The organism is Microbacterium sp. Bi128 (assembly GCF_918698205.1).
The window spans coordinates 1-17436 of sequence record NZ_CAKKMM010000050.1 but is presented as its reverse complement, the minus strand read 5'-3'; the positions used below and the strand labels follow the sequence as shown (position 1 = coordinate 17436).

Annotated in this window: 15 protein-coding genes; 11 read left to right on the top strand and 4 right to left on the bottom strand. The window is 70.6% G+C overall.

Annotated features, from left to right (window positions below; all coding sequences use genetic code 11):
• Nucleotides 1-76: 76 nt before the first annotated feature.
• Complete coding sequence (locus LQV45_RS06480) at nucleotides 77-964, bottom strand: type II secretion system F family protein (protein WP_230006285.1); 888 nt, start codon at nucleotides 962-964, stop codon at nucleotides 77-79.
• Nucleotides 961-1968, bottom strand: coding sequence for a TadA family conjugal transfer-associated ATPase (locus LQV45_RS06475; RefSeq protein WP_374208154.1), 1008 nt, complete (start codon nucleotides 1966-1968; stop codon nucleotides 961-963). The genes LQV45_RS06480 and LQV45_RS06475 overlap by 4 nt, the downstream gene beginning before the upstream one ends.
• A gap of 429 nt (nucleotides 1969-2397) precedes the next feature.
• Here LQV45_RS06475 and acs point away from each other — a divergent pair, with 429 nt between their 5' ends.
• The 8 genes from acs (at nucleotide 2398) to LQV45_RS06435 (ending at nucleotide 12122) form a co-directional block, all read left to right on the top strand.
• Nucleotides 2398-4365, top strand: a complete 1968-nt coding sequence (gene acs, locus LQV45_RS06470; protein WP_230006284.1) for an acetate--CoA ligase — start codon at nucleotides 2398-2400, stop codon at nucleotides 4363-4365.
• Between the two features lie 145 nt (nucleotides 4366-4510).
• Nucleotides 4511-5167 (top strand): GntR family transcriptional regulator, encoded by a 657-nt coding sequence (locus LQV45_RS06465; RefSeq protein ID WP_230006283.1) that lies wholly within the window; start codon nucleotides 4511-4513, stop codon nucleotides 5165-5167.
• Complete coding sequence (locus tag LQV45_RS06460) at nucleotides 5164-6690, top strand: MmgE/PrpD family protein (protein WP_230006282.1); 1527 nt, start codon at nucleotides 5164-5166, stop codon at nucleotides 6688-6690. The genes LQV45_RS06465 and LQV45_RS06460 overlap by 4 nt, the downstream gene beginning before the upstream one ends.
• A gap of 139 nt (nucleotides 6691-6829) precedes the next feature.
• The gene (gene prpB, locus LQV45_RS06455) at nucleotides 6830-7732 is read left to right on the top strand and encodes a methylisocitrate lyase (protein WP_230006281.1); all 903 of its coding nucleotides are present in this window, start codon (nucleotides 6830-6832) and stop codon (nucleotides 7730-7732) included.
• Between the two features lie 2 nt (nucleotides 7733-7734).
• Nucleotides 7735-8910, top strand: coding sequence for a bifunctional 2-methylcitrate synthase/citrate synthase (locus LQV45_RS06450; RefSeq protein ID WP_230006280.1), 1176 nt, complete (start codon nucleotides 7735-7737; stop codon nucleotides 8908-8910).
• Between the two features lie 95 nt (nucleotides 8911-9005).
• Nucleotides 9006-9782, top strand: coding sequence for an electron transfer flavoprotein subunit beta/FixA family protein (locus tag LQV45_RS06445; RefSeq protein WP_230006279.1), 777 nt, complete (start codon nucleotides 9006-9008; stop codon nucleotides 9780-9782).
• A 10-nt stretch (nucleotides 9783-9792) separates the two neighbouring features.
• Entirely contained in the window at nucleotides 9793-10758 is a 966-nt protein-coding gene (locus tag LQV45_RS06440) for an electron transfer flavoprotein subunit alpha/FixB family protein (RefSeq protein ID WP_374208153.1), read from the top strand.
• A complete protein-coding gene (locus LQV45_RS06435; RefSeq protein ID WP_230006278.1) occupies nucleotides 10755-12122 on the top strand; it encodes a cytochrome b/b6 domain-containing protein in 1368 nt (455 codons plus the stop codon). Before LQV45_RS06440 ends, LQV45_RS06435 begins: the two co-directional genes overlap by 4 nt.
• 18 nt (nucleotides 12123-12140) lie before the next feature.
• Here the strand turns inward: LQV45_RS06435 and LQV45_RS06430 are convergent, their stop codons facing one another.
• Nucleotides 12141-12608 carry a RidA family protein gene (locus LQV45_RS06430; RefSeq protein ID WP_230006277.1) on the bottom strand — a complete coding sequence of 156 codons (468 nt, stop codon included), beginning with the start codon at nucleotides 12606-12608 and terminating at the stop codon, nucleotides 12141-12143.
• Complete coding sequence (locus LQV45_RS06425) at nucleotides 12605-12823, bottom strand: hypothetical protein (protein ID WP_026095616.1); 219 nt, start codon at nucleotides 12821-12823, stop codon at nucleotides 12605-12607. Before LQV45_RS06425 ends, LQV45_RS06430 begins: the two co-directional genes overlap by 4 nt.
• A gap of 110 nt (nucleotides 12824-12933) precedes the next feature.
• Here LQV45_RS06425 and LQV45_RS06420 point away from each other — a divergent pair, with 110 nt between their 5' ends.
• From LQV45_RS06420 to LQV45_RS06410, 3 genes are all read left to right on the top strand, one after another.
• Nucleotides 12934-15642, top strand: a complete 2709-nt coding sequence (locus LQV45_RS06420; RefSeq protein WP_230006276.1) for a transglycosylase domain-containing protein — start codon at nucleotides 12934-12936, stop codon at nucleotides 15640-15642.
• Nucleotides 15639-16562, top strand: a complete 924-nt coding sequence (locus tag LQV45_RS06415; RefSeq protein ID WP_230006275.1) for a metallophosphoesterase — start codon at nucleotides 15639-15641, stop codon at nucleotides 16560-16562. Before LQV45_RS06420 ends, LQV45_RS06415 begins: the two co-directional genes overlap by 4 nt.
• Before the next feature lie 114 nt (nucleotides 16563-16676).
• The coding region (locus LQV45_RS06410) for a hypothetical protein (protein WP_230006274.1) at nucleotides 16677-17436 on the top strand (760 nt) is incomplete at its 3' end.

Here is a 17436-nt window from a genome sequence, read left to right as displayed (position 1 = left end):
GGAGGGTGAACATCAATACCTCTTTCTCTGTGGGGGGGCGAGGGCGGTGGGCACGGGTCGGGAAAGGCGCGTCCGGTCAGAACGGCACGGTGGTGGTCCGGACGATGCCGAGGACGGCGGGAACGACGGCAAGGAGGACGAAGGCAGGGAGTGTGCACACGCCGAGCGGCACGAGCAGGCGTGTTGACAGCCGCGCCGCGCTCTCGCGCCCTCGAGTACGGGCCCGCTGCCGCGCGAGCCACGCCTCGCCGCGGAGCAGTTCGACGGCGGGGGCTCCCGCGCGGACGGAGAGGTCGAAAACCGCGTCGATCGCGGCCTCCGAGCCGGCATCGCGCTCACGGCTCCCCGCTGCCACGAGCGCACGCGCGCGCTCGATCGACGCGCCGGAGGACAACGCGACGGCGAGGAGCTCGGCATCCCATCCCGGGATCGCCTCGGGTGGCGCGGCGCGGCGGGCGAGCCGCCCGGCCCACACGTGCGACAGGCCGACGAGCACGAGTCCCGCGACCACGCAGAATCCGCCCACTGGCTCGCGCAGCACGCGGAGCGGATCCAGGCCGAGGGCATATCCGAGCGGCAGCCCCAGGAGCGGAAGCCAGGTGAGGAGCCGGGCCGTGGCGGCGGGTTCGGCGAGGGCGACACGTATTTCGGCCTTCACCTCGCTCGCATCCCGCAGAGCAGCGACCGCGGAGCGGAGTGTGTCGGCGAGCGGTGCGCCCACCTCCACCGCGACTGCCCATACCGCCGCGATCTCGGGCCACGCCGCCCCACCCGCGTGCAGAACGGCGGCCACGTCACCGCCGGTCTCGGCCGCGAGCGCCGCTCGAGTGAGCAGCGGCTCTCCGTCTCGGGCGACGTGCCGCCACGCGACTCCGGCGGTGACACCCGCGGAGAGGAGGACGGCGAGTCTCATGGAGGTCTCGATCACTTCGGCGTCGGCGGTGGAACGGGGTCCCGCCCTCATGGGAGCTGCTCCACGTCGATCGCGAGCCGGTCGCCACGCAGGATCGGGCGACCGATCCCGGCGACCTGGCGGCGGCCAGGGATGCGCTCGACGTGCACGATGGCGTGGAGCGCGCTCACCGCCTGGCGCGCAAGGGTCGTGGCGTCCATCCCGGCCAACGCCCCCAACGCCTCCAGACGGGCCGGAACCTCGGCGAGCCCGCGCGCGTGCAGGGTTCCGGCCCCACCGTCGTGGCCGGTGTTCAGTGCGAGGAGGAGTTCGCGGATCTCGGGCCCCCGGCACTCCCCCAGCACGAGCCGATCCGGTCGCATGCGCAGGGCTTCGCGCACGAGACGCCCCAGATCGATTCCGCCGGCACCCTCGAGATTGGCTTGTCGCGCCTCGAGAGCGACGTGGTGGGGGTGCCGTGGGCGCAGCTCGGCCACCTCTTCGATCGTGACGATGCGTTGCGAGGGAGGAACGCGCGAGAGCAGCGCAGAGAGAAGGGTTGTCTTGCCCGAGCCCGTCGCGCCCGTGAGGAGCAGGTTCGACCGCGCATCGACGAGTTCGTCCAGTCGACGGCGGATCGAGCCCGGGAACATCCCCGCACGCTGCAGTTCATCGAGGTCGGGCGCGTCCCACCGCGGCACGCGGATCGAGATGGCGGTCCCGCGTGCGGCGATCGGCGCGAGCGCAGCGTGCACCCGCACACCCCGTTCCAGCCGAACGTCCACGCACGGTGAGGCGTCGTCGAGGTGGCGACCACCGAGCGCGATGAGCCGCACAGCGAGGCGCCGTACCTCGCCCTCGCCGGCGCGCCAGCCCACCACACGCTCCGCGCCTTCGCCACGGTCGACGAAGAGCCCGTCCTCGCCGTTGACGAACAGATCGGTGACGTCGGGATCGTCGAGAAAGGGGCGAAGGAAGGCGAGCGCGGGGTCCGCCGACGCGAAAGGAATCGCGGCGGGCACCGCATGCCGCGGCGTCGGGGATGTCGGCAAAGAGAACAGACGGGGGGAGGTCACGTCGACGACGGTACGAAAGTCGCCGGCTGCGGCGCGGGGCCGAAACGCGAATCCGTGGACCGTCCCGCAGATCGAGGCCCTGGGGAGAAGGAGCGATCGACATCGACCGCGTCCCGGGCAAAGCCGGAAAGCCACCGCCGGAGAAAAGAAGAGGCGGCATCCCGTCAATGGGGGGCGAGGGATGCCGCCACGCGCCGGGGAAAAATTGGGGGGCTCCCCCCGACGCGCTGCCGGAACGAAGTCCAAGCGGAAACTAGCGTACGACCCGAAAGACCCCACACCAACTCGAATCGCTCGATAGGCGAGCGATATATCAGGTGTTTCGCTCAAGGCGGATCCCAACTATCGGAGGTGGCCGGGCCTCGCCGGCACGGATAGCGTGACCGTGGCGCGAGGACGCGCCGTGCCTCGACCGCGAAGGAGCGCCAGATGAGCAGCCAGATCGATCATCTCCTCAACGAGACCCGCCGTTTCGCCCCGTCGGCGGAGTTCGCCGCGAACGCCGTCGCAGACGCGAGTCTGTACGAGCGTGCGGCCGCCGATCGCGAGGGGTTCTGGGCCGATCAAGCCCGCGAACTGCACTGGCACACGCCCTTCACCCGGGTGCTCGACTGGTCGAACCCGCCGTTCGCCGAGTGGTTCGCCGACGGCGAGCTGAACGTCACCTACAACTGCCTCGACCGCCATGTCGAGGCCGGAAACGGCGACCGCATCGCCCTGCGCTGGGAGGGCGAGCCCGGCGACCAGCGCAACGTCACGTACGCCGAGCTCACCGACGAGGTGAAGCGCCTCGCCAACGTGCTGCAAGACCTCGGCATCGAGCGCGGCGACCGCGTCGCGATCTACCTACCGATGATCCCCGAGGCGATCGCCTCGATGCTCGCCGTCGCCCGCATCGGCGCCGTGCACTCCGTCGTGTTCGGCGGATTCTCGGCCGACAGCCTGCGCTCCCGCATCGACGACGCCGGCGCCAAGCTCGTCATCACCGCCGACGGCGGGTGGCGCAAGGGCAAGGTCTCTCCCCTCAAGCCCGCGGTCGACCAAGCCCTGGCGGACCGCAACGGGTCCGGCATCCAGGAGACCGTCGAGCACGTGCTCGTGGTCAAGCGCGGAGAGAACGATGTCGAGTGGACGGACGATCGTGACGTCTGGTACCACGACGTGGTGCCGCAGGCCTCGGGTGAGCACGAGGCCGAGGCGTTCCCGGCCGAGAACCCGCTGTTCATCCTCTACACCTCGGGCACGACGGGGAAGCCGAAGGGCATCCTGCACACCTCGGGCGGCTACCTCACGCAGGCGGCGTTCACCAACCGGGTCGTCCACGACGTCCACCCCGAGACCGACGTGTACTGGTGCACCGCCGACATCGGCTGGATCACCGGCCACACCTACGTCACGTATGGCCCGCTGGCGAACGGCGCGACGCAGTTGCTTTTCGAGGGAACGCCCGACACCCCGCACCCAGGTCGCTGGTGGGAGCTCATCCAGGACCACGGCGTCACGGTGTTCTACACCGCGCCCACCGCGATCCGCTCGTTCATGAAGATCGGCCGGGACGTTCCGCAGAGCTTCGACCTGTCGTCGCTGCGGCTGCTCGGATCGGTCGGCGAACCCATCAACCCCGAAGCGTGGGTCTGGTACCGCGACATCATCGGCGGGGACCGCGCCCCCATCGTCGACACGTGGTGGCAGACCGAGACGGGCGGGATCATGATCTCGGCCCTGCCCGGCGTCACCGAGACCAAGCCCGGATCAGCGCAGGTACCCCTCCCCGGCATCTCGATCGATGTCGTCGACGACGCCGGAGAGCACGTCGGCCACGGCAACGGCGGACTGCTCGTCATCACCGAGCCGTGGCCGTCGATGCTGCGGGGAATCTGGGGCGACCCCGACCGCTACATCGAGACCTACTGGCAGAAGTTCGCCGACAAGGGCTACTACTTCGCCGGCGACGGTGCCCGCCTCGACGACGACGGCGACGTGTGGCTGCTGGGTCGCGTCGACGACGTCATGAACGTCTCGGGCCACCGCCTCTCGACCGCCGAGATCGAGTCCGCGCTCGTCGGACACGAGGGCGTTGCCGAGGCCGCCGTCGTCGGAGCCTCCGACGAGACCACCGGCCAGGCCGTCGTCGCGTTCGTCATCATCAAGAGCCGCTACCTGAAGAAGAACGGCGTCGACGGCCTCGGCGACGAGTTGCGCAAATGGGTCGGCGAGCAGATCGGCCCGATCGCCCGCCCCCGCGACGTCTACATCGTGGGCGAACTGCCCAAGACGCGGTCGGGCAAGATCATGCGCCGCCTCCTGCGCGACGTTGCCGAGGGCCGCGAGGTCGGCGACACGACGACGCTCGCCGACACGGCGGTCATGAGCGTGATCAGCGCCCAGGTGAAGTAGATCGCCCCCGAGGGGTGTGGATGCCGCAGCTCTGGCATCCACACCCCTCGCTCTATGTATACGGCCGACGCAAACGGGAGCCGATCAGGGTCGGGGGAACTGCCTTGTGTATACACTGAGGAGATCGACGGGGAGGAGGGATGCCATGCGTGCGAGTGACCGCGCCTACTCCGCGCTCCTCGAAGAGATCCAGACCGGAGCCCTCGCTCCCGGCACCGTCCTCGGCGAGGTCGAGCAGTCGGCCCGCCTCGGCGTGAGTCGCACTCCCCTGCGCACCGCCCTCGCCCGCCTCATCGCCGACGGACTCGTCGCCCAGGCCTCACCGCGCGTGACGGTCGTGACCGACGTCGACCGTGACGACATCCGCGCCCTCTTCGTCGTGCGGCGCGCCCTCGAAGAGACCGCGGCACGACTGGCCGCGACCTCGCCGGACGCCCCGCGGTTCGCCGCGCTGGTCGAGGCGTTCGACGAGGCCCGCCTCGACGGCGAAGCCGCGCGCGACGCCTACTACGGCCTCATCGCCGGCTTCGACGCCGCGCTCGACGAGGCCGCCGCGAACGAGTACCTCACCTCGGCGCTCCGCACCGTCCGCACCCACCTCGTGCGCGTCCGCCGTCTCGCCCGCTACCAGCCCGAACGGCTGGCCGCCTCGGTGTCGGAGCACCGGCTCATCGCCGCGGCGATCGCCGCCGGCGACGCCGACCTCGCCGCCCACGCGACCCACGTCCACCTGCACAACGCCCTCACGAGCATCCTCGAGTCCCTCGACGACGCCGCCCCCGCCCGAAAGGTCCCCGCATGACGATCACCCACCACCTCCGTGTCCACCGCAGCGATGAGAACCTCGCCCGCGAGGGGCAGCTGGCGTGGGCTCTCGCGCGCATCGCGGTCGACCCCGTGGGCGTCGGCGACGACGTGGTCGACATGATCATCAACCGCGTCATCGACAACGCCGCCGTCGCCGCCGCCTCACTCACCCGTCGCCCCGTGAGCGCCGCCCGGCAGCAGGCCCTCGACCACGCCGTCTCGATCGGCGGCGTCGGATCCACCGTCTTCGGCTGCACGCTGGAGCGCCGCTCGAGCCCCGAGTGGGCGGCGTGGGCGAACGGCGTCGCCGTGCGCGAGCTGGACTATCACGACACCTTCCTCGCCGCCGACTACTCGCACCCCGGAGACAACATCCCGCCCGTGCTCGCCGTCGCCCAGCACGCCGGCCGCGACGGCGCCGCCGTGGTCCGGGCCCTGGCGACGGCGTATGAGGTGCAGATCGACCTCGTGCGGGCGATCTCGCTGCACACGCACAAGATCGACCACGTCGCCCACCTCGGCCCCTCCGCCGCCGCGGGCATCGGCACCCTGCTCGACCTCGATCAGGAGACGATCTCCCAGGCCATCGGGCAGGCCCTGCACACCACCACCGCCACGCGTCAGTCCCGCAAGGGCGAGATCTCGACGTGGAAGGCCCACGCCCCGGCCTTCGCCGGGAAGATGGCGGTCGAGGCCGTCGACCGTGCGATGCGCGGCGAGACCAGCCCCTCCCCCATCTACGAGGGCGAAGACGGGGTGATCGCCTGGATGCTGGGCGGACCGGATGCCACCTACGACGTGCCGCTGCCCGCCGACGGCGAGTCCAAACGCGCCATCCTCGACAGCTACACCAAGGAGCACTCGGCCGAGTACCAGGCGCAGGCCTGGATCGACCTCGCCCGACGCCTCGGTACGGCGCGTCCGGAGCTTCGCGACCCCGCGCACGTGGCATCCATCGTCCTGCACACCAGCCATCACACGCACTACGTGATCGGTTCGGGCTCGGGCGACCCGCAGAAGTACGACCCCACCGCCTCACGCGAGACGCTCGACCACTCGATCCCCTACATCTTCGCCGTCGCCCTGCAGGACGGCGCGTGGCACCACGTCGACTCGTACACCCCCGAGCGTGCGGGCCGCGAGGACACCGTCGCCCTGTGGCACAAGATCACGACGGCCGAGGATGCCGAGTGGACGCGCCGCTACCACTCCGAGGATCCGAACGAGAAGGCCTTCGGTGGCCGCGTGGTCATTACCCTCACCGACGGCACGGTGGTCGAGGACGAGATCGCCGTCGCCGACGCCCACCCGCTCGGCGCCCGTCCCTTCGTCCGCGAGGACTACGTGCGCAAGTTCCGGCTGCTGGCCGAGCCGGTGCTCACCCCCGAAGAGATCGAGCGCTTCCTCGACCTCGCTCAGCGCCTGCCCGAGCTCACCCCCGACGAGGTGCTGCAGCTCTCGATCGTCGCGAAGCCGGGCGTCCTGGCACTCGCGCCGGCCCCGAAGGGCCTGTTCTGATGCGCCGGTCCGGACCCGCGACGTGCATAACTCCTGACATTCCTGCACTCGGCGGCGCGGCGTCCGCGCGTTTCCGCGGTGCTCGACCCAGCACGGCGCCGTTCTTCAGGAGTTTCGCACGCCCCACGGGAGGCAACTGATGCTGCACTCCCAGGCCACCCCGGCGCAGAAGCGTCGCGCGCTGCGCGAGAAGCTGGCATCCGGAGAGCTCGTGCGGATGCCGGGAGCGTTCAACCCGCTGTCGGCACGGCTCATCGAGCGGAAGGGCTTCGACGGCGTCTACATCTCGGGCGCGGTGATCTCGGCCGACCTCGGCCTGCCCGACATCGGCCTCACGACGCTGACGGAGGTCGCCGGGCGCGGTCAGCAGATCGCGCGGATGACGGAGCTCCCGGCGATCATCGACGCCGACACCGGCTTCGGTGAACCGATGAACGTCGCCCGCACGATCCAGACGCTCGAAGACGCCGGGCTCGCGGGCACCCACATCGAGGACCAGGTCAACCCGAAGCGCTGCGGCCATCTCGACGGCAAGAGCGTCGTGGACGCCGACACCGCGATCAAACGCATCCGCGCCGCCGTCGACGCCCGGCGCGACCCCGACTTCCTCCTCATGGCCCGCACCGACGTGCGGGCGGTCGAGGGCCTGGATGCCGCGATCGACCGCGCGAAGGCCCTCGTCGACGCCGGCGCCGACGCGATCTTCCCCGAGGCGATGCGCGACCTCGGCGAGTTCGCCGCGATGCGCGCCGCGATCGACGTGCCGATCCTGGCCAACATGACCGAGTTCGGGAAGTCCGACCTCTTCTCCACCGATCAGCTGCGCGACGTCGGGGTGAACATGGTCATCTGGCCGGTGTCGCTGCTGCGCCTCGCGATGGGGGCCGCCGGACGCGGCCTCGATGCCCTGGCATCCGAAGGGCACTTGCGCGAGAAACTCGGCGAGATGCAGCACCGCGCCGACCTGTACGACCTCATCGATTACGAGCAGTATTCGCGGTTCGACGCGAACGTGTTCGATTTCACCGTCACGAAGGAGTGAGCATGACCGACGTCGAGATCAAGAAGGGCCTGGCCGGGGTGACGGTGGACTCCACCGCCGTCAGCAAGGTCAACCCCGACACCAACAGCCTGCTCTACCGCGGCTACCCCGTGCAGGAGCTCGCTGCGACCCAGTCGTTCGAAGACGTCGCCCTGCTGCTGTGGACCGGCGATCTACCCACGGCCGACGAATCCCGCGCCTTCGCGGAGTTCGAGCGCGCGCACCGCGCGCTCGATCCGGCCGTGCGGACCGCGATCGACCTGCTGCCGCTGGACTCCCACCCGATGGATGTCGTCCGCACCGCCGTCTCGGTGCTCGGCGCGTCGGCACCGGCGGCCGAGGTGGCCGACAACTCCGCGGCATCCGACCTCGCCAAGGCCAAGCTGCTGTTCGCCCAGATTCCCGCGATGGTGGCCTACGACCAGCGTCGCCGCCGCGGGCAGGAGCTCGTGGAGCCCCGCTCCGACCTGGACTACTCGCGCAACTTCTTGTGGATGACGTTCGGCGAGGAGCCCGACGAGGTGGTCGCCCGGGCGTTCACGGTCTCGATGATCCTGTACGCCGAGCACTCGTTCAACGCGTCGACCTTCACGGCGCGCGTCATCACCTCGACCACCGCCGACCTGTACTCGGCCGTCGTCGGCGCCATCGGTGCGCTCAAGGGCGCCCTCCACGGCGGTGCCAACGAGGCCGTGATGCACGTGTTCGACGAGATCGGCACGGCCGAGAACGTCGGGCCCTGGCTGGACGACGCGCTCGCGGCGAAGCGCAAGATCATGGGCTTCGGGCACCGCGTGTACAAGAAGGGCGACTCGCGCGTCCCGACCATGAAGGCCGCGCTCGACACGCTCGTCGACCACTACGACGCCCGAGACCTGGCTGAGCTGTACGACGCGCTCGAGAGCAAGTTCGTCGGGCGCAAGGGCATCTACCCCAACCTCGACTACCCCTCGGGACCGGCCTACCACCTCATCGGGTTCGACACCCTCACCTTCACGCCGCTGTTCGTCGCCGCGCGGGTCACCGGGTGGACGGCGCACGTCATGGAGCAAACGGCATCCAATGCCCTCATCCGGCCGCTGTCGGCGTACAACGGCGTCGACGAGCGGCACATCGAGGGCTACGTGGCGACCGAATCGGAGCGGGAGGCAGCCGTCCGCGACGAAGAGGCGCAGTGACCTCTCCGCCCCGACCCGGGGCGCGCGAGGAGGCCCCGCACCCGGGGCCGTGACGCAGATCCCGCGACGCGGCGGGATCGGACGAGGAGAGATCGATGAAGATCGTGGTCCTGGTGAAAGACGTGCCCGACACGTGGGGCGAGCGCACACTCGACCTCGTGACGGGGCTGGCACGGCGTGACACGAGCGCGCACGTGCTCGACGAGATCGGCGAACGCGCCCTCGAGGTCGCGCTGGCCTTCGCCGACGGGCATCCGGATGCCGAGGTCGTCGCGGTCACGATGGCACCGGAGTCCGCGACGGCGACGCTGCGCAAGGCCCTCGCGATGGGGGCGCATTCCGCGGTGCACGTCGTCGACGACGCCCTGCGGGGAGCCGACGTGTCACTCACCGCCGAGGTGCTCGCGGCCACGGTCACGCGCATGGGCTTCGACCTCGTCATCGCGGGCAACCTCTCCACGGACGGGGCGGGTGGAGTCCTCCCCGCGATGCTCGCGGAGCATCTGCGCGTGCCGCACGCGACATCGCTGTCGGCCGTCGAGATCGAGGATGCCGCCGTGTCGGGGACGCGCACGACCGAAACGGCCACCGCGCGGGTGTCGGCGCCCCTCCCCGCCGTCATCTCGATCACCGAGGCGCTCCCCGACGGCCGCTTCCCCACGTTCAAGGGCATCCTGGCGGCCAAGAAGAAGCCGTTCGAGACGCTCTCGCTCGCAGACCTGGGGATGGATGCCGACCCCGCCCGGACTCCGTGGTCGATCATGACGGCAGTTGCGGCACGCCCTGCCCGTGCGGCCGGGACCACGATCGTCGACGAGGGCGACGCCGGCGAGAGACTTGCGGCGTTCCTGCTCGAGAACCGACTGGCGTGAGGGGGCGATCGTGACCGAGAACATCCTGGTTCTGCTCGAGACGACCCCGTCGGGGAGCCTGACGACATCGGCCGCAGGTCTCCTCGGCGCCGCCCGCGCGATCGGCACCGCCGTCGCATTGGTCGTCGGGGACGACGACGGTGTCGCGTCCGGCGAGGCGATCGCCGCGGGAGCCGAGCGCGTGCTCCTCGCCCGCCCGGACCGCACCCGGCTGACCGTGCCGGTCGTCGACGCCCTCGATGCCGCGTTCGCACGGGTGTCCCCCGCGGCCGTGCTCCTCTCGCATTCGGTCGACGGCCGCGACGCCGCCGGACGCTTCGCCGCGCGACGCCGTCTCCCGGTGGCCGTGGATGCCGTGGGCGTGGAGCGCGACGACCTCGGCGTGCTCGCGCGGCACTCGGCGTATGGCGGCGGGTACGACGTGACCTCGGCCTCCACGTTCGGACCGCTCGTCGTCACGGTGCGTCCGGGCGCGATCGACGCCCGCGCCACCGGGGTTGACGGTGCGGCCGTCGAGACCCTCGAGGTTCTGCCGTCGGACGTCCCCGCCGCGACGGTCGACCACGTCGAGCCTCTCGTCGCGTCCTCGACCCGCCCCGAGTTGCGCGGCGCCGCCGCCGTCGTCTCGGGCGGGCGCGGCCTGGGTTCGGTGGAGGGCTTCGCCCTCGTCGAGCACCTCGCCGATGCCCTCGGGGCCGCCGTCGGCGCCTCCCGTGCGGCGGTGGATGCCGGGTACGTCCCCGCCGCGGCGCAGGTCGGGCAGACCGGGGTGTCGGTGTCGCCACGCCTGTATGTCGCTCTCGGCATCAGCGGGGCGATCCAGCACCGCGCGGGAATGCAGACCGCGCAGACGATCATCGCCGTCAACAAGGACCCCGAAGCGCCGATCTTCGCCATCGCCGACCTCGGCATCGTGGGCGACGTGTTCACGGTGGTCCCGCAAGCCCTCGCCGCGCTCGAGGCGAAGAGATCGTGACCGCCACCGTGCGCCGCGGCCTGCCACGCGTGCCCGGCGGCGAGCCCTGGCCCGCGGCGGAGGACGGGGCACCGAGGGCTGCCGCCGCCGCGACGGCGCCCGAGCCGGCCGCGGCCCCCGTTCCGCGGGTCGATCCTCCGGAAGCGACCGTCCCCGAGGTCACGGTGCCGGCGGCGGTGGGCGCCGCCAGCACCGCCGGACTCGCCCTCCGGCGCGGCCTTCCCCGCGCCCCCGGCGGCGAGCCCTGGCCGCCCGCCGCGATCCGGCCGACGGATCGCGAGTCCGCGGTATCCGGCGCCCGCGGCGTCGAGCCCGCGGCATCCGGTCTGCTCGAGGTCGAGCTCCCGGCTGCCATCGGCCCGCGCCCACCCCTGCGCGTGCGCACGTCGGTCGTCCCGACCGCGGCAGCAGCACGGTGGAGCGCCTTGCGCGCAGAACGGATCGGACGCGAGCGCAGGCCAGAGCCGGAGGCAGACGCCTCGAGCCAGCGCACCGCCGTCGCGCTCGTCGGCGGAGCGGCCGTCGCCGTCGCCGCCGGCATGACGGTGCTGTTCACGCGCTGGCTCGTGAGCACCCCGGCGGTCGCGGAGTTCCTCACCGCCTACCCCGGCGAGTACCCGCTCCCCGAGACCGCGCCGGTCGGCCTGCCGGCGTGGCTGGGGTGGCAGCACTTCCTCAACGCGTTCTTCCTCGTGCTGATCGTGCGCTCCGGGCTGCAGGTGCGGCACCAGAAACGCCCCTCGGCCTTCTGGTCGCCGCGCCGGGATCCGAAGCGCAAGATCAGCCTCACCCTGTGGTTCCACCAGGCGCTCGACGTGCTCTGGATCGCCAACGGTGTGATCTTCGTGGTGCTGCTGTTCCTCACGGGGCAGTGGATGCGGATCGTCCCGACCTCATGGGAGGTGTTCCCGAACGCGGTGAGCGCCGCCCTGCAGTACGTGTCGCTCGACTGGCCGACCGAGAACGGGTGGCTCAACTACAACGCGCTGCAGCAACTCGCGTATTTCGCGATCACCTTCGTCGCGGCGCCGCTGGCGATCGTGTCCGGCGTCCGGATGTCGGGCGTCTGGCCGCGCGACGCCGCCCGTCTGAACCGCGCCTACCCCCTCGAGTGGGCGCGCGCCGTTCACTACCCGGTGATGCTGTTTTTCGTCGCGTTCACCATCGTCCACGTGGGACTCGTGCTCGCCACGGGCGCGCGACGGAACCTCACCCACATGTACGCGGCCCAGGAGGGCGACGGGTGGCTCGGGGTCGCGCTCTTCGCGACATCCCTCGCGGTGATCGCGGCAGCATGGATCGCCGCCCGACCGCTCGTGCTCGCGCCGATCGCGCGCCTGTTCGGCAGCGTCGCGACGCGGTGATTCGTCGCGACGCGGTGATCAGGAGACGGTAAAGACGACCTCGACCTCGACGGGGCTGTCGAGCGGCAGCACGGGCACGCCGACGGCGGAGCGCGCGTGGGCGCCGGCCTCGCCGAAGACCTCGCCGAGGAACTCGCTCGCCCCGTTGATCACACCGGGCTGTCCGGTGAACTCGGGAACGGATGCCACGAACCCGGTGATCTTCAGAACGCCGGTGATCGCGTCGACACCGCCCACGAGCGCCGCCGCCGCGGCGAGGGCGTTGAGGGCGGACTGACGCGCCAAGTCCTTGGCATCCGCCGGGGACACCAGGCCCTCGGTGTCGCCCACCTTTCCGGTCGCGGGGAGCGCGCCCTGCACCATCGGCAGCTGACCCGAGGTGTAGACGAGGTCGCCGTGACGCTTTGCGGGGATGTAGGACGCCACGGGCGGGACGACGCCGGGGACCTCGACGCCGAGCGCGGCCAGGCGCTCCGAGACGCTCACTGCTGGCCCTCGAACTGGCGCGCAGCCGTCGCGGCGGCACCGAGGCCCGCGTTGGCCTCGCCCCCGCCGACGGGACGCTTGAAGTACGCCACGAGGCCACCCTCGGGGCCGGTGACGACCTGGACGAGCTCCCACCCCTGCTTGCCCCAGTTGTTGAGGATCGCGGCGGTGTTGTGGATCAGCAGCGGCGTGGTGAGGTATTCCCACGTGGTCATCGGGGCTCCCGGCGGGTCGGCTCGGCGGTCGAGCGAGAGGGTGGACGCGTACGCGCGCGAGCGCACGCCTTTCAAGGCATCGCCCAGCAACGTCGCTTAGCATCAAGCCTATGCCTGAGAACAAACGTACGGCCAGCGGCGCCCTCGGGGGCATCGTCGGCCTCGTCGGCCTGAGCGCGGCCGCCGGCGTCCTCGTGACCGCAGCGGTGACCCCGGCGATCGCCGTTTCGGGTCTGGCAGCGTCCAGCGCGATCACGATCTTCGACAACATGCCGAGCTACCTGCAGCCCGACCAGTTGATGCTGCCGACGACGCTCAAGGCCGGCGACGAGGTGCTCGCGACGTTCTACGACCAGAACCGTTCGCCGGTGACGTTCGACCAGGTCAACCCCGTCATGTACGACGCGATCCTGTCGTCCGAAGACCCGCGCTACTACCAGCACGGCGGCGTCGACCTCATCGGAACCACGCGCGCCCTTCTCAGCAACGCCGCCGGCGGCGAGACGCAGGGCGGATCATCGATCAGCCAGCAGTACGTGAAGAACGTGCTCGTCCAGCGCTGCGAGCGCGACGCGCGCGCGACCGACGCCGTCGAGGCCACCGACACGGCCCCGGCGATTCCGGCGCAGACGCGCGACGAGGCGTTGCAGGCGTGCGCGCTCGAGGCCATCCAGGCCGACGGCGTCGAGGGCTACCAGCGCAAGCTGCAGGAGATGCGGTACGCGGTCCAGCTCGAGAAGCAGTACACGAAGGACCAGATCCTCCTCGGCTACCTCAACATCGCCAACTTCGGTGGGGTGACCTACGGCATCGACGCTGCGGCCAAGCGCTACTTCAACGTCTCGGCCGCCGACCTCAACGTCGGCCAGGCCGCAATCCTCGCCGGCATGGTGCAGAACCCGAACCGCTTCCGCATCGACCGCCCCGAGGGGTCGATCTTCGACAACGACGGCACGGCCTACAACAAGCAGCCCGACGGATCCATCGACGACGTCGACCAGAGCACGATCCAGGCGCTGTACACGCTCCGCGACAACGGCGAGATCACTCAGGAACAGCTCGTCGCCGCCGCCGACGGGTACAGCGAGACCAAGGGCCGACAGCTCTACGTGCTCAGCCGCATGGAGGCCGACGGCAAGATCACCCATGAGCAGTACGTGCAGTTCGCGGTCGAGCCGATCACGCCGAACCTGACCTCGACCGACCAGGGCTGCGGCACCTCGCGTGCCCCGTACTTCTGCCAGTACGTCGTCTCGACGATCCTTAACGACCCCGCCTTCGGAGCCGAGGTCGACGACCGCGTGCGCGCCCTCCGCCAGGACGGCCTGACCATCCAGACGACGCTGGATTGGCGCATGCAGGATGCCGCGCAGAACACGATCAACGAGAACACGCCGCAGAGCCTCGACGGCATGAAGTTCGGCGCCACGGCGGTGAACGTGGAGGCCAAGACCGGCCGCATCCTCGCGATCGCGCAGAACACCAAGTTCACGCAGGATCCCGAGCAGTCCGACCCGTCGTACAACTCGATCATCTTCGCCGGAGACTCCACCAACGGCGGATCGATCGGGTTCAACGCCGGATCGACCTTCAAGCTGTTCACGCTGGTCGATTGGCTCGAGAAGGGGCATTCGCTCAACGAGCAGCTCAACGGCCGTCTGCAGCCGGTGCCCAACATGAAGAACTCGTGCCAGGGCGACTGGATCAACCCGGGCAACGTCCGCATCAACAACTTCGCCAACAATCAGGGCTACTACGGGACGCCGATGCGGTTCACCCGCGACTCGCTCAACACGGGCTACCTCGCCATGGCCGCCCAGCTCGACCTGTGCGACATCGCCAAGGTGGTCAAGAAGCTCGGCGTCACCAGCGGTGACGGCAAAGAGATCCTGATGGCCAACGCCAACGAGGTCATCGGCAGCGACAACGTCTCTCCGATCGCGATGGCCGGAGCCTTCGCCACGGTCGCCAACGGCGGCAGCCACTGCCAGCCGAAGGTCATCGACAAGGTGACGGATGCCGACGGCGCCGAGCGCCCGATCCCAGACCGGAAGTGCGAGACGGTTCTGACCCCCGAGGTCGCGGCGACCGCCGCGTACGCGCTCCAGGGCGTCATGACCGGCGGCGGCACCGGTCAGTCCGCGAACCCGTTCGACGGCACTCCCGTGATGGGCAAGACCGGTACGCACGAGGGTCACGAGACCTGGATGATTGAGTCCTCGACCAACACCACCACGGCCGTGTGGGTGGGCAACTGGAACGGCACCGTGGACCTCTTCGGCCGTTACTCCAACGGCCTCCAGCTGAGCGACATGCGCTACGTGCTCGCCCGCGACATCCAGGGCGCCGCGAACGAGTTCTACGGCGGAGACCGGTTCCCCGATCCCGCGTCGAATCTTCTCCGCACCGTGCAGAAGGACGTGCCGAACGTCGTCGGCCGCAGCCTCGACGAGGCACGCTCCACCCTTCAGGGAGCCGGCTTCCAGGTGACGGTCGGCGACCCTGTGGACGCCGAGTTCGGCGGCGACCGCGTCGCGGAGCAGAACCCGAGCGGTTCGGCCCCGGCAGGCTCGACGATCACGATCCGTCCGGGCAACGGCCAGGGCGGGACCGTGCCCGACGTCGCCGGACAGAGCGTCCCCGCCGCGAGGGCGGCGTTGCAATCGGCCGGCTACGGGAACGTCTCGGTCGGCTCCTGCAAGAAGGAGGGCTCGGCGCCCGCCGAAGGCCAGGTGACGGGGACGAACCCCGCGGCCAACAGCTCCGCCAACAAGAACACCGGCATCGCGCTGGAGATCGTCGCGAAGGAATGCCCGTGACGGGTCCGCTCGTGAAGGCCGCCCTCGCACCCCTCGGGGTCGCGGGGGCGGCCGCTGTCGGGGCCGCCGTGTGGGGCATGGGCGTCGAGCGCTACCTGTTCACCGTGCGGTACCACGCGCTCCGCGTCCTCCCCCAGGGTGCGGACGCCGTGCGTGTGCTCCACGTCTCCGACGCCCACATGGCGCCGTGGCAGCACCGGAAGCAGGAGTGGATGGCGCGGCTCATCGAGCTCTCGCCCGATCTCGTGGTGAACACGGGCGACAACCTCGGTCACCGCGACGGGCTCACCGGCATCCGCACCGCCTTCGCTCCGCTCCGGGGAGTTCCCGGGCTCGTCGTACACGGCTCCAACGACTACCAGGAACCGTCGCCGCGCAACCCGCTGCGCTACTTCCTCGGGCCGTCGGGCAGCCTCCCGGCGCACAAGCATCTCGACGTCGACGCGCTCGACCGGTTCTTCACCGACGACCTCGGCTGGAACATCCTCGACGACACCGCGGTGTCCCTCGAGGTGAAGGGCGTGCGCCTCACGGCTTTCGGGGTCAACGACGCGCACCGCAACTGGGACAAGCCCGAGCTCATCCCTCCGGTGCTCTCGACCTTGGATGCCGCCGACGTGACGCTCGGTGTGATGCACGCGCCGTACCGCCGCACGCTCGACCGGTTCGTCGAGCTGGGTGCCGACGTGCTGCTGGCCGGGCACACCCACGGCGGTCAGGTCCGGGTGCCGTTCAGCCGCAAGGCCCTCGTGTCGAACTGCGATCTGCCGCTCGACCAGGCACGCGGACTGAGCGAGTGGACCCACGGCGCACGCACCGTGCCGTTGAACGTCAGCGCCGGACTCGGGCATTCCATCTATGCGCCCGTGCGCTTCGCGTGCCGGCCGGAGGCGACGCTGCTCACGCTGCTGCCGCGCTGACCGCTTCTCCCCCGCGAACGAAAGGGTCGATCCGTCCACGGATCGGCCCTTTCGGCCATCGCGGGATCGGCCCGACGTCGCAGGATCGAGTCTCCTCGACCGAAGGGACACCCGATGCACCACCCTCCTCCGCGCCGGCGCCGCCGTGCGACCTCGACCGCACTCGCGCTGATCATCGCCACCGCCGCTGCACTTACCGCTCCGGCCCTCCTGACCGCCCCGGCCCACGCCGCGGACCGGGGCACCGGTTTCGGCACGTGGGCGCCGCTGTCATCCACCGGCTGGCACGGCTCGATGGCCGTCGGCGACGTCCACACGTACTGCATCCACCCCGGACTGCCGGTGGCGACCGGTCCGACGACCGATCACGGCATCCAGACCGAGACCACCGGGCTGTCGCCCCAGCAACTCGTGTCGATCAACCATCTCGTGACCACGTACGGGCAGACCGATGATCCGGTGCAGGCCGCGAGCGTCGGCTGGGCGGTGAAGGCCATCGTGGACCGCGACACGACGCTGCACTCGTGGGGGTACGAGGGCGACTCCCTGCGCGCCGCGATCGACCACATCATGCGCCGCGCGAGTCCTGAGAACAGTGCGGCGATCCAGGACCGCGCCGAGCAGTACCTCGCCGAGGCTGCGACGATCCGTGTTCCCCGGGTGGGCGGGACGCTGACGCTCACGACCGACACCGACGACCCCACTCGCGGCACCGTCACGGCCGACGTCGACCCCGACGCCACAGGGGGTCTGCACCTCGACGGCGCCGTGTTCGCCGACACGGGCGCCGCCGACCGCTCCGGGGTGGTCGCGGGAACGGCGTATCCGATCCTCGCGTCTCCCCCCGCCGGTACCGACGCGCGCCCCTACACCG

Excerpts from the sequence above, each read along its gene's own strand:
- LQV45_RS06480 (WP_230006285.1), bottom strand. The coding sequence starts at position 964 with ATGAGGGCGGGACCCCGTTCCACCGCCGACGCCGAAGTGATCGAGACC.
- acs (WP_230006284.1), top strand. The coding sequence starts at position 2,398 with ATGAGCAGCCAGATCGATCATCTCCTCAACGAGACCCGCCGTTTCGCC.
- LQV45_RS06465 (WP_230006283.1), top strand. The coding sequence starts at position 4,511 with ATGCGTGCGAGTGACCGCGCCTACTCCGCGCTCCTCGAAGAGATCCAG.
- LQV45_RS06460 (WP_230006282.1), top strand. The coding sequence starts at position 5,164 with ATGACGATCACCCACCACCTCCGTGTCCACCGCAGCGATGAGAACCTC.
- prpB (WP_230006281.1), top strand. The coding sequence starts at position 6,830 with ATGCTGCACTCCCAGGCCACCCCGGCGCAGAAGCGTCGCGCGCTGCGC.
- LQV45_RS06450 (WP_230006280.1), top strand. The coding sequence starts at position 7,735 with ATGACCGACGTCGAGATCAAGAAGGGCCTGGCCGGGGTGACGGTGGAC.
- LQV45_RS06445 (WP_230006279.1), top strand. The coding sequence starts at position 9,006 with ATGAAGATCGTGGTCCTGGTGAAAGACGTGCCCGACACGTGGGGCGAG.
- LQV45_RS06425 (WP_026095616.1), bottom strand. The coding sequence starts at position 12,823 with ATGACCACGTGGGAATACCTCACCACGCCGCTGCTGATCCACAACACC.
- LQV45_RS06420 (WP_230006276.1), top strand. The coding sequence starts at position 12,934 with ATGCCTGAGAACAAACGTACGGCCAGCGGCGCCCTCGGGGGCATCGTC.